This window comes from Massilia soli, assembly GCF_016809835.1.
GTDB classification, from domain to species: domain Bacteria; phylum Pseudomonadota; class Gammaproteobacteria; order Burkholderiales; family Burkholderiaceae_D; genus Telluria_A; species Telluria_A soli.
Genome location: NZ_JAFBIL020000005.1, coordinates 107,933 through 122,613 on the forward strand (window position 1 = coordinate 107,933; position 14,681 = coordinate 122,613).

Here is a 14,681-nt window from a genome sequence, read left to right on the forward strand (position 1 = left end):
CGTTTATTTAAGGCCGCTGTCCCAGTCGACCGAACCGGTGCTGCCGGCGAAAATGCACTCGCCCTGGGGCACGGTCGCGCGCAGCTTGGCCTTGATCTCTTTGGGAGTCAGGTCGTAGGTGCTGTCGCCGTTGGGTTGGTATTTGATGGCGTGCACCGCGGTCTCGCCGGTCAGGCTGCCGACCCTCACCGAGCTGCCGCCCGCGCTGGCGCGGCGCTGCTCCTTCAGCTGTTCGACGAGCGCCGACCCGGCCTGGTGCTCGGTTTCCGCCGCCTTGATGTCTTCGGACAGCTTGCCGATCGCCTTGAGCGACGGTGCGACCGCGGCGCCCATCTTCTGGAACTGCGGCGCCTGCTCGGGCGACAACACCAGTTCGCCCTTGCGCACGCGGGTCGCCAGCTGCATGTACATGCGCACGTCCTCGCGCGCCTGCAGCGCCTGCATTTCCTCCTTGCGCTGCGCGGCAGCCTGGGCAAACATCGCCACGCGCTCGCCGATCTGCAAGATCACGTCATCGATGCGCTGGCAATCGGGCTGCAGCACGAACACCAGCATTTCGCTCTGCTTGCGGGCGCCGGCCGATTCGATCTGCACGCGCCGGCCAGCCACGGCGCAGCCTTCGGCCTGGTTGATGACGACGTCGTCGCCGATGATCTCGCAGTTCACCGCATGCTCGACGAAGACGCGGGTACCCGAGATGACGCAGCTCTCGGCGCGCTGGAGCCGCACATCGCCCTGCGCGGCCTGGATGATCGCAGCCGACGCCACGCCATTGACGGTGATGTTGCCGAGCGCGTTGTGGGCCGAACCGCCGACCAGGTTCTTATTGAGCAGGATCGCGCCGCCGCGCGAAACGATATTGCCGAACACGTCGGCGTGCACGGTGATGCCCTCGCCTTCGATCACGCGCTTTTCCTGGACCTCGCCGAACTCCTCGTAGTCGCCCTCGAGCTGCAGGTTGCCGGTAGTGCGCGCGCTGACGCCGTCACGGCTGACGATCTTGTCGCCGACCGAGACCTGGGTGCTCTGGCGGTCGACATTCAGGAAGCCGTTCTGCATCGCCACCAGAAACTCGCCATCGGCGGTAACCTCGACCTTGGTGCCCGGTCCCGTCATCCGGTTCAGGTCGACGTCGTTGGGAAGCGCCGGCTCGAGCGCGCGGCCGGCCAGGTCATAGCCGTTCTCGCCGGCGCTGCGCGGAATCTTCTTCAGCAAGCGCGCGCCCTGCTGGATCTGCGGGAAGCGGTTCTGGAACGCCATCAGGTCAAGCTTGCCGTTGGCAAGCTGGCGCGGCGCATCGCTGCGGTGCAGGTCTTCGCTCACTTCGATCACATGGGCATCGATGCCCGGCACCGCATCGCACTGTTCGGCGACGATGGTGCGTTCCGACTTGTTCGAGGCAATCGCGGCGCTCACCGCGGCCATGTCGATGCCGAAGCGGATCCCCTTGCCCCACAGGTCGGCGACGAACTCGCCGGGATCGAGGCGGGCCAGGACCCCGGCGCTCCCGGCGTCGTTCGGGTCGGCAATGTACACCGGCTCGAAGTAGTACTCGGCCCGGCCGCTGCTGATCTTGACTGCCTTGTACAGGGCCCGCCGCTCGGGCATGAACAGCTCGACGCTCGCCGCGATGCGCAGCAGGTCGCCGGCGCGCTCGCGGGCCGGCCCATGGTTATACAAGGCCTGGATGAAGGCGGGGTAGTCGATGTCGCCGAAATAGCGGTTCTTGCCGAAGATGCTATCAACGCTGGAGATCAGGACAGCGCCGCCTGCGCCTGGGTCGGCATACACACCATCGGCGCGCGCGATGATGCCCGGCCCCAGCTGCTCCGCGCCCGGGCCAGGGTATGCAGCCGGCGCCGGCTCTGTTTCGGAAAACTCAATGGACAAACGATACCCCGGTCTCTTGGCTATGTTGCGGTTATGTAAATGTTCTTACTTCGATGGTAAGATTTTTCGCAAGGGTAGCACGAGTATTACGGCCATAAACAAAATGGCAAGGAGAAAGTTAGCAATTGTCACCAAAAAATGACAATTGCCGAACTGTTGGCCTTAGCGGCGCGGGGATTTCGGGTACAGATCCATACCCGCTTCGTTGATCTGGCGGCGCAGGTCGCGACGTTCGTCCGGGGTCAGGCGGCCACCGCGGCGGCTCGATTCGGCGTTTTGCTGGTTCTGGTCCTGGTGCATCTGCAGCTGGCGGCGCTGCTCCTCGGCGCGCGCCTCGAAGGTGCGCGCATCGAACTGGCGCGTATCGTACTGGCGTACACGTTCCTGGCGGTCCGGCGGCGGCTGGCGATCGCCGCGCTGCGACTGCATCGCACGCTGCGCATCGTTATCGCCCGGACCTGCATGGGCGAGCGACACCATGGCGCCGGCCATCACCAGGCCAGCGGCGACACGGCGGACGAACGAATACCGGCCGAAAAATTGGGCGCCTGATGCCGCGTCGATTTTGTTGTGCAGGTTATTCATAGGTTCCTCTTCCGCGATGCCATTTAAACAGATAAGCTTCACTCGCTTGAGGCCAGTGTATGGCTAATCGCATAGGGGTGTAAGCCGAATTGGGTAAGGTTTGTAACACTTTGTAATGCCTTGCATGCAGAGCGCATGCATAAAGCGATATGACGTTACCATAGCGACATGAATATGACAAATCTGACAGCCATATGAATCCAACATCGACATCGAACGCAGTCAACAATACAACGGCCACGGGCGCCGGTGGTCACACCGCCAAAATTATGGTAGTGGACGACGACGTCCGTTTGCGCGACCTGCTGCGCCGCTACCTTACCGAGCAAGGCTTCGCCGTCGTCACCGCGGAAAGCGCCACCGCCATGAACAAGCTGTGGCTGCGCGAACGCTACGACCTGCTGGTGCTTGACCTGATGCTGCCTGGCGAAGACGGCCTGTCGATCTGCCGCCGCCTGCGCGGCGCCGGCGACCAGACCCCGATCATCATGCTGACGGCAAAAGGCGAAGACGTCGACCGAATCGTCGGCCTCGAGATGGGCGCGGACGACTACCTGCCCAAGCCTTTCAACCCGCGCGAGCTGGTGGCCCGCATCGGCGCTGTCTTGCGCCGCAAAGGCCCCGACGAAATTCCCGGCGCGCCGTCCGAAACCCCGCAGACCTTCGAGTTCGGCCAGTTCGTTCTCGACCTCGGCACCCGCACCCTGAAAAAGAACGGCGACACGGTACCGCTGACCACCGGCGAGTTCTCGGTGCTCAAGGTGTTTGCACGCCATGCGCGCCAGCCGCTGTCGCGCGAGAAGCTGATGGAGCTGGCGCGTGGCCGCGAATACGAAGTGTTCGACCGCAGCCTCGACGTCCAGATTTCGCGCCTGCGCAAGCTGATCGAGCCCGATCCTTCCAGCCCGCTGTACATCCAGACGGTATGGGGCCTTGGCTATGTGTTCATCCCTGAAGGACAGCCGCGCTAGTGTTCCTTCGTAACGAAACAAGGCCGGCAACGCCGCGCCTGGGCAGGTTCCGCAGCGGCTTGTTCTGGCGCACCTTCCTGTTACTGAGCATCCTGACCACGCTCTCGATGGCATCGTGGATCGGCATGATCAGCACCATCCAGCGCGGCGCCAAGGTCGAACAGACGGCGCAGCTGGTGATCTCTGTCGTCACCATCACCCACGCCGCCCTGACCCACTCGGCGCCCGAACTGCGCCGCGAACTGCTGTTCGAACTGGTGTCGAACGAGGGCATCCGCATCTTCGCGCTGGAAGACTCCGACGTCGTCGATCCGCCGCCGGATAATCCACTGATGCCCGACATCGCCAAGATCGTGCGCGACAAGCTTGGCGCCGACACCCAGTTCTCCAGCAGCGTCAACGGGATCGCCGGCTTCTGGATCAGCTTTAACATCGACGACGACAAATACTGGCTGATGCTCGAACGCGAGCGCCTGTCCGGCCTGACCGGCGTGCAGTGGCTGGGCTGGGCCAGCGTGGTGGGCGTGCTGTCGCTGCTCGGCGCCGCGCTCATTTCCAGCCTGGTCAACCTGCCGCTGGCACGCCTTACCGCCGCGGCGCGCGACATCGCCCAGGGCAAGCGCCCGGCGCCGCTGCCGGAAAAAGGATCGAAGGAGATCATCGAGGCCAACCGCAGCTTCAACCAGATGGTCGAAGACCTGCAGCAGGTCGAGTCCGACCGCGCGGTGATCCTGGCAGGCATCTCGCATGACCTGCGCACGCCGCTGGCGCGCATGCAGCTCGAACTGGAGATGGCCAACCTGGGCACCGAGGCGCGCGAAGGCATGCAGTCAGATATCGCGCAGATGGACGCCATCATCGGCCAGTTCCTCGACTACGCCAAGCCAACCGAAGCGGCCACGTTCGTCCCGATCGACATCAGCGGCCTGCTGGAAGACGCGGCCCGCGCGGCCGAGCGCATCCCAGGCATGAAGGTCAATACCGACATTGACCAGGACCTGCTCGTCAACGGCAACGCGACCGACCTGCGCCGCGTGGTCAACAACCTGATCGAGAACGCGCGCCGCTACGGCCAGACCCCAGGCGCCGGCGTTACCGAGATCGACATCGCCTGCCACATCAAGCCGACCGGCGCGGGCAAGCGGGTCGCCATCGAGGTGCAGGACCACGGCGCCGGGGTTCCGGAAGACCAGATCGAACAGCTGCTCAAGCCATTCACGCGCATGGACAGCGCGCGCGGACAGGCCAACGGCGCGGGGCTGGGACTGGCGATCGTCGAACGCGTGGTGTCGCGCCACAACGCCGAACTCCATGTCAGCAACCGCGAAGGCGGCGGCCTGCGCATCGAGATCCTGATGCCGCTGGCCGAGTAAGTCCGCGACGCGCAGGCGGTTTATACTAGCGGTTTCGCGCCCACCTCCGGACACCATGCTCACCTACGCAGATATCGAACAAGCCGCGCAACGCATTCTCGGCGCCGCCCACCGCACGCCTGTACTGACCTCGCGTACCGCCGACCAGCGCTCCGGCGCGCAGCTGTTCTTCAAGTGCGAGAACTTCCAGCGCATCGGCGCCTTCAAATTCCGCGGCGCCTACAACGCCCTGGCGCGCTTTACCGAAGACCAGCGCCGCGCTGGCGTCGTCACCTTCTCGTCGGGCAACCATGCGCAGGCGATCGCCCTGTCGGCCAGCCTGCTGGGCATTCGCTCGGCGATCATCATGCCGCACGATGCACCTGCGCTGAAGGTCGCCGCGACCAAAGGCTATGGCGGCGAAGTGATCATCTACGACCGCTACAAGGAAGACCGCGAAGAGATCGGGCGCCGCCTGGCCCAGGAACGCGGCATGACCCTGATTCCCCCTTACGACCATCCGGACGTCATTGCGGGCCAGGGCACGGCCGCAAAAGAGCTGTTCGATGAAGTGGGCCCGCTCGATGTGCTGCTGGTGTGCCTTGGCGGCGGCGGCCTGCTGGCCGGCTCCGCGCTGGCCGCGCGTGCGCTCTCCCCCGGCTGCAAGGTCATCGGCGTCGAGCCGGAACTGGGCAACGATGGCCAGCAATCGCTGCGCAAGGGAGAGGTCGTGCACATCGGCGTGCCCGATACGATCGCCGACGGCGCCAAGGTCACCCACGTCGGCGACCATAACTTCGACGTCATCAAGCGCGACGTCGACGACATCGTGACGGTGTCGGACGCGCAGCTGGTGGACGCCATGAAGTTTTTCGCCGAACGCATGAAGATGATCGTCGAGCCGACCGGCTGCCTTGGCGCCGCGGCGGCGCTGAACGGCATCGTGCCGGTGGAGGGCAAGAAGGTCGGCATCCTGATCAGCGGCGGCAATGTCGACCTGGCCGCCTTCGCACGCTTCGTGGGTGCGGCGTGAAGCTGATCCAGGCGCAAGGCCTGCCCGCACCGGCAGGCCATTATTCGCAGGCGGTCGAGGCCAACGGCATGGTGTACCTGTCCGGCGTGCTGCCGCAACAGGGTGTGGTCGATCCGAACGTCGATACCTTCCAGGACCAGTGCGAATCGGTGTTCGGGCAGTGCGAGAAGATTCTGGCCGCGGCCGGATGCGAATTTTCCGATGTGGTCCAGTGCACCGTGTACATCGTCGGCATCGCACACTGGCCAGAATTTAACGCGACCTATGCCCGCGTATTCGGCGCGCACAAGCCTGCCCGCGCGGTGGTGCCGGTGCCCGAACTGCACTTCGGCTACAGCGTCGAAGTGCAGATGGTCGCCGCGCGCCCCTCGGCCTGATTTACTTTCGTAGCAGTTCAGCCTTGAAGCGCGGCTTGGCGTCGCGCTCAAGGTAGTACGACATCGACTTGCCGTCCGGCGCCAGCGTCACTGTCCATACATTGGTCGATGCGGCCGGGATCAGCTTGGCCGTGTAGGCATCGGCTTCGAACGACTGGACGCTGGCGCTGCCTTTGGCATTCGCCATCCCGCCGTACATGGTCTGTTCGTCGGGCGTGCCGTCGTCGTGGCGATGGTCGTGTTTGAGTTCCAGGCCCGCGCCGCTCTTTTTGAAGACCCAGGTACGCGAGCGGTCGGTGCCGACGATGAATGGCACCCGCACTTCGTCCGCGCTGCATGAGGCGACATGGGCCACCAGCTTTTTCCCAGCGAAGGCATCGCCTGCATCGCGCGGGAACACCGAGGCGCCTTCGAAGGTGGCGCCGCACAATGCCGTGAGGCGCGTGAAGAACTCGGCCTTCGCATCAGGCTTGCCAGCGTCGTGCGCGTGGACGGGAATGGCGGCTGCGAGAGCGCCCAGCATGGCTGCGGTACCCAGTAATTTCATGACTGCTCCTGTGGTGGTGTGAGCAGCAAGATAGGCCGGGCGCAGCCCGGTGTCAACGCCTTAATCCTTCTCGGCCTGCGCGATCGCCTGGCGTACCTCATTGGCGTCGGCGGGACGCACGACGCGCGCCAATTCCTTGCCATCCTTGATCACGACCACGGTCGGCCACAGCTTGACGCGGAACGAACGGCCGAGCGGACGGCCGGGGCCATCTTCGACTTTGATGTGCGTTACCGACGGACTGGCCGCCAGGGCCGACGTGATGTGCTGCTCCGCCGACCGGCAGTAGCCGCACCAGCCGGTGCCAAATTCGAGTGCGACAGTGCCAGGCATCGCGTCAATCGCGCTACGTTCCGGCTGCGTGGTTTCATATGCCTTGCCCATGCTGGCTCCTTTCAACGCTTGTCTGGCGCGCATGCGCCGTGTTAGTCAAGTATGCCATGCAGGCTGCGGCAAGGCCCGCACCAGTCGTTCTATTGCGCCGCGGCGCCGGGGACGCTGCAGGCGACATCCCACGCATTGAGTTCGGCGCCGCGCTTCCTGATCCACACCTGGGCACGCGCCGCGCCGTCGCTGTCGAACACCAGAGCATGGAGCTCCTCCTTGCCGTACGGCGGCGCGCTGACGTCGACCGCGGCAAGGCGGAAGCGCAGCGACCGGTGCGGGGCGCAACTGGTGTTCCCGGAGAACAGCAGGCGCGAACGCAGTAACAGCACGCCGTGCTGCGCAATAAGGGGCGCCAGGTCGGCATCGGGGATACGCTGTTTGAGTTCGACCAGCCGCGCCGGTTTGCCGCAGCCTGCACGGTCAAGCCAGGCGAAGCGCTTTTCGCCAGCCATGCTCCAGCGGCGGCTGGCGGCTGCCCGCGCATCGTACGCATAGCGGTTCTGCGTCATGCGGCACAGTGCACCTGCGGCGCGGTAAGGGGCGCCGGCAACGCTGGCTTCGACCTGCCACGGCGCCTTGCGCGAGGCGCGCACGATCTCGAACACAGGCGCGCCCGCCGCGCTGCCCTGGAAAGCGCTGAACGATGCGATTTCCTGGGCGGTTGGGTCGCGCCGCTCTGGCTGCGTATCCTGCGCAAGCGCGGGCATGGACAAGGCGACGGTGAGGACTAGCGCGGCTGGGAGCATGGGTGGCACTGGAGGCCGCGGGCGCGGCCGGAAATGTCGGGTGCCCAGTATGACGCTTACGCCGCCTGCGGACAAGCGGCGGCGCGGCCAGCGCCGCGGCGCCGCGCCGCCAACATGCCGGCGATGCCCAATGCGCCAAGCGCAAGCGATCCGGGCTCGGGCACTTCGCCCGGCTCAGGGTCCGGATCCGGGTCAGGATCAGGATCGGGCCCGGGGCCGCCTACCAGGTCGACGACAAAGTTATCAAGCGTGAAGCCATTATTGCCGGTGAAGCTGCCGAGCCCGGTGAACACAAAAGTATCGACCACCATGCCCGGCAGGGCGAACGTCTGGAAGTCCGGTATCCCGCCGGGGCCGTCCACCAGTTGGTCCAGCACCAGTGAACCGGTGGTAACGAGCGCGCCGCTGGTAAAGCCCTGATAACTGATCTGCACTGCACCGTCGGCCAGGAATGGCGCCGAAAACAGTTCGGCGGCGTCGACGCTGGTCAATCTGAATTCGCCGCCAGAGGCGCGGCTGACGGTGATCCGGTCGGCGTAGCCGAGCAAAGGCCCGGCCGCAAGCAATGTGCGGGTCCCATTCGACGCGCATGGCGGCGCGCAGCTGGAGCCGCCGGTGACGTAAATCGCGCCACCGTAGTTGGCGACAAACTTGAAGCCGTTGCTGACAATGCTCGTGCTCACTGTGCCCTCGGCAACATCTTCGAAATCGATCAGTGCTCCGTGCGCGCTGAACGCGACAGCCGATAGCAAGATGGGTAAGAGCTTGAGAAAGTTGTTCATGCGATGTACCTGTTGTTGTTATTCAAGCGAATTACAATAATAGCAAGATTCACGCCAACAATTATTTCGCGAGTAAATTCAACAACTTAGGCATGTAGTAACTCTGCCGTGCAGGTGAACTGTAAAGTGTTGCTATTTTACAAATTCGATTTCCCGATGGTGGCCGGATCAAGCACCTCGCGCAGACGCCGCGCCAGAAAATCGACCAGCGCCGCCACCCGCGGCGCCAGCGCGCCTTGCTTGTAAAACACCGCCCACACCGGCTCCGACCACGCCAGCGTGGCCCCTGCCAGCACCGGCACCAGCGCGCCGCGACGCACATCGTTCGAGGTAAGAAAGTCGGCCAGGCGCACGATGCCGGCGCCCGACAACGCCAGGTGGCGAAGGGTTTCGCCGCTCGACGCCGTCACGGCCGGCGCGACCGGCAACCCGTCGATGCCGCCGTGGGCCAGCGGCCAGATGTTCAGCGATGCGGGCGCGGTGAAGCCAAGCAGGCGATGCGCCGCCAGGTCGGCCACACTGCCCGGCATGCCATGGCGCGCAAGGTAAGCGGGCGACGCCAGCAGCCGGACCTGGCTTTGCCCGAGCTGGCGTGCGCTCAGCGTCGAATCGGTCAGGTTGCCGATCCGGATCGCCAGGTCGGCGCGCTCCTCGATCAGGTCGACGAAGGTCTCGCCGCTGGCAAGTTCAAGGCGGATCAACGGGTAGGCGTCAAGGAAGTCGCCCACCAGCGGCGCCAGCATATGGGTCAGCGCCGGCGTCGCCGCATTCACCCTCACCAGGCCCGACGGCTGCGAGCGGCGCGCGGCGACCTGCGCCTCGGTGTCTTCCAGGTCGGCGATCAGGCGGCGCGCGCGTTCGAGCAGCCACTGGCCTTCTTCCGTCAGGTCGAGGCGGCGGGTGGTGCGCTGGATCAAGGTCATGCCAAGCTGGCCTTCCAGACGCGAAATGGTCCTGCTGACGCCGGAGGGCGTCTGGCCGAGCCGTTCGGCGGCAGCCGAAAACGACCCCGTATCTATGACCGCGGCAAACGCAATCAGCGCATCAACACTCAGCATTCGTGACTCCCAGTCAAAAGTGTATTGTACGGCAACCCATTTTTCTCTTCCCCGCAAGCGTTCACACTGCGTCATCGCTTACTTGGAACAGGAGAAACACATGCCACTCGCACTCTGGGCACTCGCGCTGAGCGCCTTCGCCATCGGCACCACCGAATTCGTCATCGTCGGACTGATTCCCACCATCGCCGCCAGCGTGAACGTGTCGGTCCCGTCGGCCGGGCTGCTGGTCAGCCTGTACGCGCTCGGCGTTGCCGTTGGCGCGCCGGTACTGACCGCGCTGACCGGGCGCATTCCGCGCAAGCAGTTGCTGCTCGGAATGATGGCCTTGTTCACCGCCGGTAACCTGCTGGCCTGGATCGCGCCCAACTACGAGGCGCTGATGGCTGCGCGCGTGCTGACCGGCCTCGCGCACGGCGTATTCTTTTCGATCGGCTCGACCATCGCGACCGGCCTGGTGGCGCGCGAGAAAGCGGCGAGCGCCATCGCGCTGATGTTCACCGGCCTGACGGTGGCGCTGGTCACCGGCGTCCCGCTCGGCACCTTCATCGGCCAGACGTTCGGCTGGCAAGCGACCTTCCTTGCGGTGTCGCTGCTTGGCGTGGTCGCCATCGCCGGCAGCTGGTGGCTGGTGCCGTCGACCATCCCCAACAGCAAGCCATCGAGCGTGATGGCCCAGCTGGCGGTGCTGAAAAAGCCGCGCCTGTTGCTGGTCTATGCGATCACGGCGCTCGGCTACGGCGGTTCGTTCATCGCCTTCACGTATCTCGCACCAATCCTGCAGGAGGTCGCCGGCTTCGCGCCGTCGAGCGTCGGGCTGGTGATGCTGGTGTACGGCGTATCCGTCGCGTTCGGGAATATCTGGGGCGGCAAGCTGGCCGACAAGCATGGACCGATCCGCGCGCTGCAAGTGGTGTTTTCGCTGCTGGCGATCGTGCTGCTGGTGCTGACCTTCAGCGCCGCGAATCCCTGGCTGGCGGTGGCCACCGTGCTGGCGTGGGGAGCGGTCGCCTTTGGCAACGTGCCGGGCCTGCAGGTGTATGTGGTGCAGCGCGCCGAACGCGACGCGCCGAACGCGGTGGATGTGGCTTCCGGGCTGAACATCGCCGCCTTCAACGTCGGCATCGCGATCGGCGCCTGGGGCGGCGGCCTGATCGTTACCCATCTCGGGTTGATGGCCACGCCCTGGATCGGCGCACTGGTGGTCGTCGGCGCCCTCGGTTTGACCACGCTGGCCGGCTGGCTGGACCGCCGTGACGGCATCGACGCCAGGGTCGGCGGGCCGCGCACGGCGGGCGCGCACTGAGGGCTTGCGCCATCCATTTTTGCCACTCGAATTGCTTCAACCCAACTGGTCAATCATGCTACTCTTCCGGCTCGGGTGCGACGCCCGCCAACACGACCTGAGGGACAAAAATGCTAAAAAAACTCGTTATCGCCGTTGTCGTCATCTTCGCTGTCATCCTCGGCCTGGCCGCGATGCAGCCGGATACCTTTACCGTCACGCGCAGCATCACGATCAAGGCCCCGCCCGAGAAAATCATCGCGCTGGTGAACGATTTCCGCAACTGGCCAAGCTGGTCGCCGTGGGAAAAACTCGACCCGGCGATGCAGCGCACATTCAGCGGCGCGGCCAGCGGCACCGGCGCGGTGTACGCATGGAAAGGCAACAGCGATGTCGGCCAGGGCCGCATGGAAATCACCGGCCAGGAACTGCCCTTCAAGGTCACCATCAAGCTGGAGTTCATCGAGCCCATCCCTTCGACGAACATCACCGACTTCGCGCTGGTGCCGAACGGCGACCTGACCACGGTCAACTGGACCATGAACGGTCCCATGATGTTCATCACCAAGATCATGAGCGTGTTCACCAGCATGGACAAATTGGTCGGCCGCGACTTCGAGAAAGGCCTCGCGCAGCTGAAGGCGGCGGCCGAGCGCTAAGGCCGCCTCATGCCAGTTGCCGCGCGCGGGCGCCTCACCGGGCTGTCGCTGGCGCTATGCCTGCATGCGGCCTTCGTTGCACTGTTCCTGTGGCAGCCGAAATCCCTTCCCGATGCGCCGGACCCTTCGCGCATGGCGCTGGTATGGGCCAGGCCGGTCGCCGAGGCCGCGCCGGCGTCGCCGGCGCGGCCCAGATCGGCGGCGTCACGTCCGGCGCACCGCAAGCGCGCCCCCGCCGCTGCCGTACCGCTGCGCGACACATCTGCGCCTGTACCCGCGGCCGAACCGATTCTTGAGTCCGATTCCGCCGACCCGTTTGACACGCCCAACAGCGTTGTTGCGACATCGTTCGACAAAGCCGTGATGGGAACGGCGATCAAGGTCGCCATGGCCGAACGCCAGGCGCTGGAAGACACCCAAAAATTCGTCAAATCGGGACGCGGAAGAACCAGGCACGAGCAGTTCGCAGCCGACGTCGAAGACGCTACCACTCCCTACTGCCTTGGCAGCGATTCGATGAAGCACACGCCGCCGGTTATCGATGTTGGTGGCGTGAAAATCGGAATGGGCAACCTGCTTGCCCTGCCCTTTTTCGTGAAGGCAGTTGCCACCGGTAAGTGCCGCATCAAGTAGGCCGCGCGCACCCCGTTCGTGATAAAATCGCATTTCGCTAGGGGTCCTGGAACGCAAGTTCCGGGTGAGAGATACCCTTCGTACCTGATCTGGATAATGCCAGCGAAGGAAAGCGCAAAGTCTGTTTCCCTCTTTGTTTGCTCCCCCACGTTGGCTCCGGCTTTTTAAAGCTACGCGCAGCATTTGCAGCGCGTAAAACGAGCACACCCATGTTGACACCACACCTGAAACAATCTGCGATTGCGCTTGCGCTGCTGCAGGCCTACGCCCTTTCCGTCCACGCGCAAGAGACCATGCCAGAGGTCGTCATTACCGGCCAGTCGGTCGCGACCAGCCGCGCCGCCATTGGCGGGTTCTCCGAAACGCCGCTGCTGTACACGCCTGCTTCGATCACCGCGATCAGCCGCGAGCAAATGCAGGACCTGAGCATCCGCACCACCACCGACGCCGCCAAATTCGACGCCAGCATCAGCGACTCGTACAACGCCGTCGGCTACGCCGAGCAGTTCTCGATCCGCGGCTTCACGCTCGACAACAGCTCCAGCTACCGCAAGGACGGCATGGCGATTCCGGCCGACGCCCAGATCCCGCTGGAAAACAAGGAACGCATCGAAGTGCTCAAGGGCCTGGCTGGGCTGCAGGCTGGCGTCGCCGCGCCCGGCGGCATCGTCAATTACGTGACCAAGCGCCCGACCAATGCGCCACTGCGCTCGGCGACGGTGGAAGTAAAGGAGCGCGGCAATGTATATGGCGCGATCGACCTGGGCGGCCGCTCCGACGACAAGCGCTTCGGCTACCGCATCAACGCCGCCGCCGAACGCCTGCGCTCGTATGTCAAAGGCGCCGATGGCGAACGCGAATTCTATTCAGGCGCGTTCGACTGGCAGATCTCCCCGGCGGCGCTGCTGCAGCTGGACATGGACTACCAGCACAAGTCGCAGATCACCGCGCCTGGCTATCAGCTGATACGCAATGAATTGCTGCCAACCGGCGTGTCGGCCAAGACGCTGCTGAACGCGCAGCCGTGGACCAAGCCGGTCGACTCCAAGAGCACCAACGTCGGCCTGCGTTTCGAGTACCTGTTCGCCAACGGCTGGCGCGCCAGCATCTCGGCCAACAAGCACAAGTTCCAGCGCGACGATTACACCGCCTTCCCTTACGGCTGCAGCAATGAAGGCGACGGCTTCTATCCGGGCTACTGCTCGAACGGCGACTACGACGTCTACGACTACCAGAGCGTTGGCGAATCGAAGTCCCCGTTCGGCGCGCAGGCGCTTTTGCAGGGCAAGTTCAGCACCGGCGCGGTCGCGCATGACCTGACCATCGGCAGCTCGCTGTTCCGCCGCAGCGATCGTTTCGGCGACTATGTGTACGACTACGCTGGCTCGTCGAACATTTATCAGAACGTGATCGTACCGCCCGCGCCGGACAGCCGGACGACCGGGCCGGTATTCGAACGCCGGAAGGAGAATGAGCGCTCAGTGTTCGCACAGGACGTGCTGACGCTGTCGCAGAAGTTCAAGCTGCATGCGGGCGTGCGTCATGTGCAAGTCAAGCGCACCGAGTTCGAGGTCGATCCGAGCGACACCAGCTTCACGCTGCCGAATGTCGCGCTGGTGTACAACCCGACCCAGGACTGGACCGTGTACGGCTCCATGGCGCACGGTCTTGAGCACGGCGGCATCGCACCGATCGAAACCACCAACGCCAACCGCGCGCTCGATCCGAGCCGCTCGAAACAGCTGGAGTTCGGCGTCAAGGGCGCGATCAACAACAGCATCAACGTGTCGGCGGCCGTATTCCAGGTCACCAAAGGGCTTGAGTACACGCAGGCCAACGCCGATGGCATCACCTCCACCTATGTGCGTGCGGGTGAGGCCGAGCATCGCGGCGTGGAGCTTGGCGTGCAGGGCAAGGCAGCGCGCAATCTGCAGTATTCCGTGTCGGTCGCCGCGCTCGATACCGAGCAGTCCGGCACCGGCCAGCCGGGCATGGACGGCAAGCGCGTGACCAATGTGCCGAAGCTGAAATCGACCGCGTGGGTTGAATACGCGGTGCCGGGCGTGGATGGCCTGAGCGTGAACGGCGTGTGGCAGTACGCGGGACGCAAGGCGTTTGACGTCGACAACCGGGTGTTCGTGCCGTCGTATCACACGCTTGACCTGGGCGCCGCGTACGAAACCGGCAGCATGGATACGCGGATCACATGGCGCGCTGGCGTGCAGAACGTGACCGACAAGTTCTACTGGCGCGATGTGACGCCGGCGCTGGGCGGCTACCTGCTGCCGGGTGCACCGCGCACGTTCAGGGTGTCGGCGCAGTTCGACTTTTAAGTGAGTCAAGCCGGCGGATGACGGCCTCCGGCCTCGTCCGCCG

The 14,681-nt window shown here is 64.6% G+C and carries 15 protein-coding genes and 1 riboswitch; of the genes, 8 read left to right on the forward strand and 7 right to left on the reverse strand.

The genetic code is table 11. From position 1 onward, the window contains the following. Positions 1-3: 3 nt before the first annotated feature. Positions 4-1,890 carry a flagellar assembly protein A gene (locus I4X03_RS13110; RefSeq protein WP_223468684.1) on the reverse strand — a complete coding sequence of 629 codons (1,887 nt, stop codon included), beginning with the start codon at positions 1,888-1,890 and terminating at the stop codon, positions 4-6. 162 nt (positions 1,891-2,052) lie between these two features. Further along, positions 2,053-2,475, reverse strand: a complete 423-nt coding sequence (locus tag I4X03_RS13115; RefSeq protein ID WP_223468685.1) for a hypothetical protein — start codon at positions 2,473-2,475, stop codon at positions 2,053-2,055. Between the two features lie 269 nt (positions 2,476-2,744). Here I4X03_RS13115 and ompR point away from each other — a divergent pair, with 269 nt between their 5' ends. The 4 genes from ompR to I4X03_RS13135 are packed head-to-tail and all read left to right on the forward strand — an operon-like array spanning position 2,745 to position 6,208. After that, entirely contained in the window at positions 2,745-3,446 is a 702-nt protein-coding gene (ompR, locus tag I4X03_RS13120; RefSeq protein WP_223468686.1) for an osmolarity response regulator transcription factor OmpR, read from the forward strand. Then, complete coding sequence (locus I4X03_RS13125; protein ID WP_370660518.1) at positions 3,446-4,819, forward strand: sensor histidine kinase family protein; 1,374 nt, start codon at positions 3,446-3,448, stop codon at positions 4,817-4,819. Before ompR ends, I4X03_RS13125 begins: the two co-directional genes overlap by 1 nt. Positions 4,820-4,874: 55 nt before the next feature. After that, positions 4,875-5,831, forward strand: a complete 957-nt coding sequence (locus I4X03_RS13130) for a threo-3-hydroxy-L-aspartate ammonia-lyase (protein ID WP_223468687.1) — start codon at positions 4,875-4,877, stop codon at positions 5,829-5,831. After that, positions 5,828-6,208: a RidA family protein gene (locus tag I4X03_RS13135; RefSeq protein WP_223468688.1), complete on the forward strand. Its 381-nt coding sequence runs from the start codon at positions 5,828-5,830 to the stop codon at positions 6,206-6,208. The genes I4X03_RS13130 and I4X03_RS13135 overlap by 4 nt, the downstream gene beginning before the upstream one ends. Position 6,209: 1 nt before the next feature. Here the strand turns inward: I4X03_RS13135 and I4X03_RS13140 are convergent, their stop codons facing one another. From I4X03_RS13140 to I4X03_RS13160, 5 genes are all read right to left on the reverse strand, one after another. Further along, positions 6,210-6,755 (reverse strand): hypothetical protein, encoded by a 546-nt coding sequence (locus I4X03_RS13140; protein WP_223468689.1) that lies wholly within the window; start codon positions 6,753-6,755, stop codon positions 6,210-6,212. Positions 6,756-6,815: 60 nt separating this feature from the next. Beyond that, positions 6,816-7,139, reverse strand: a complete 324-nt coding sequence (locus tag I4X03_RS13145; protein WP_223468690.1) for a thioredoxin family protein — start codon at positions 7,137-7,139, stop codon at positions 6,816-6,818. Positions 7,140-7,228: 89 nt separating this feature from the next. After that, a complete protein-coding gene (locus tag I4X03_RS13150) occupies positions 7,229-7,888 on the reverse strand; it encodes a hypothetical protein (protein ID WP_223468691.1) in 660 nt (219 codons plus the stop codon). Positions 7,889-7,944: 56 nt separating this feature from the next. Beyond that, positions 7,945-8,670: a PEP-CTERM sorting domain-containing protein gene (locus I4X03_RS13155; RefSeq protein WP_223468692.1), complete on the reverse strand. Its 726-nt coding sequence runs from the start codon at positions 8,668-8,670 to the stop codon at positions 7,945-7,947. A gap of 137 nt (positions 8,671-8,807) precedes the next feature. Then, a complete protein-coding gene (locus I4X03_RS13160) occupies positions 8,808-9,728 on the reverse strand; it encodes a LysR family transcriptional regulator (RefSeq protein WP_223468693.1) in 921 nt (306 codons plus the stop codon). 100 nt (positions 9,729-9,828) lie between these two features. Here I4X03_RS13160 and I4X03_RS13165 point away from each other — a divergent pair, with 100 nt between their 5' ends. The 4 genes from I4X03_RS13165 (at position 9,829) to I4X03_RS13180 (ending at position 14,638) form a co-directional block, all read left to right on the forward strand. Continuing rightward, on the forward strand, positions 9,829-11,034 hold the full coding sequence (locus I4X03_RS13165) for an MFS transporter (RefSeq protein WP_223468694.1): 1,206 nt from the start codon (positions 9,829-9,831) through the stop codon (positions 11,032-11,034). Positions 11,035-11,144: 110 nt separating this feature from the next. Continuing rightward, positions 11,145-11,672, forward strand: a complete 528-nt coding sequence (locus I4X03_RS13170) for an SRPBCC family protein (protein ID WP_223468695.1) — start codon at positions 11,145-11,147, stop codon at positions 11,670-11,672. A 9-nt stretch (positions 11,673-11,681) separates the two neighbouring features. Beyond that, positions 11,682-12,305, forward strand: coding sequence for an NADH-quinone oxidoreductase subunit E (locus I4X03_RS13175; protein WP_223468696.1), 624 nt, complete (start codon positions 11,682-11,684; stop codon positions 12,303-12,305). A gap of 29 nt (positions 12,306-12,334) precedes the next feature. After that, positions 12,335-12,433: riboswitch (TPP riboswitch) on the forward strand. 81 nt (positions 12,434-12,514) lie between these two features. Then, positions 12,515-14,638: a TonB-dependent siderophore receptor gene (locus I4X03_RS13180; RefSeq protein ID WP_223468697.1), complete on the forward strand. Its 2,124-nt coding sequence runs from the start codon at positions 12,515-12,517 to the stop codon at positions 14,636-14,638. Positions 14,639-14,681: the final 43 nt, after the last annotated feature.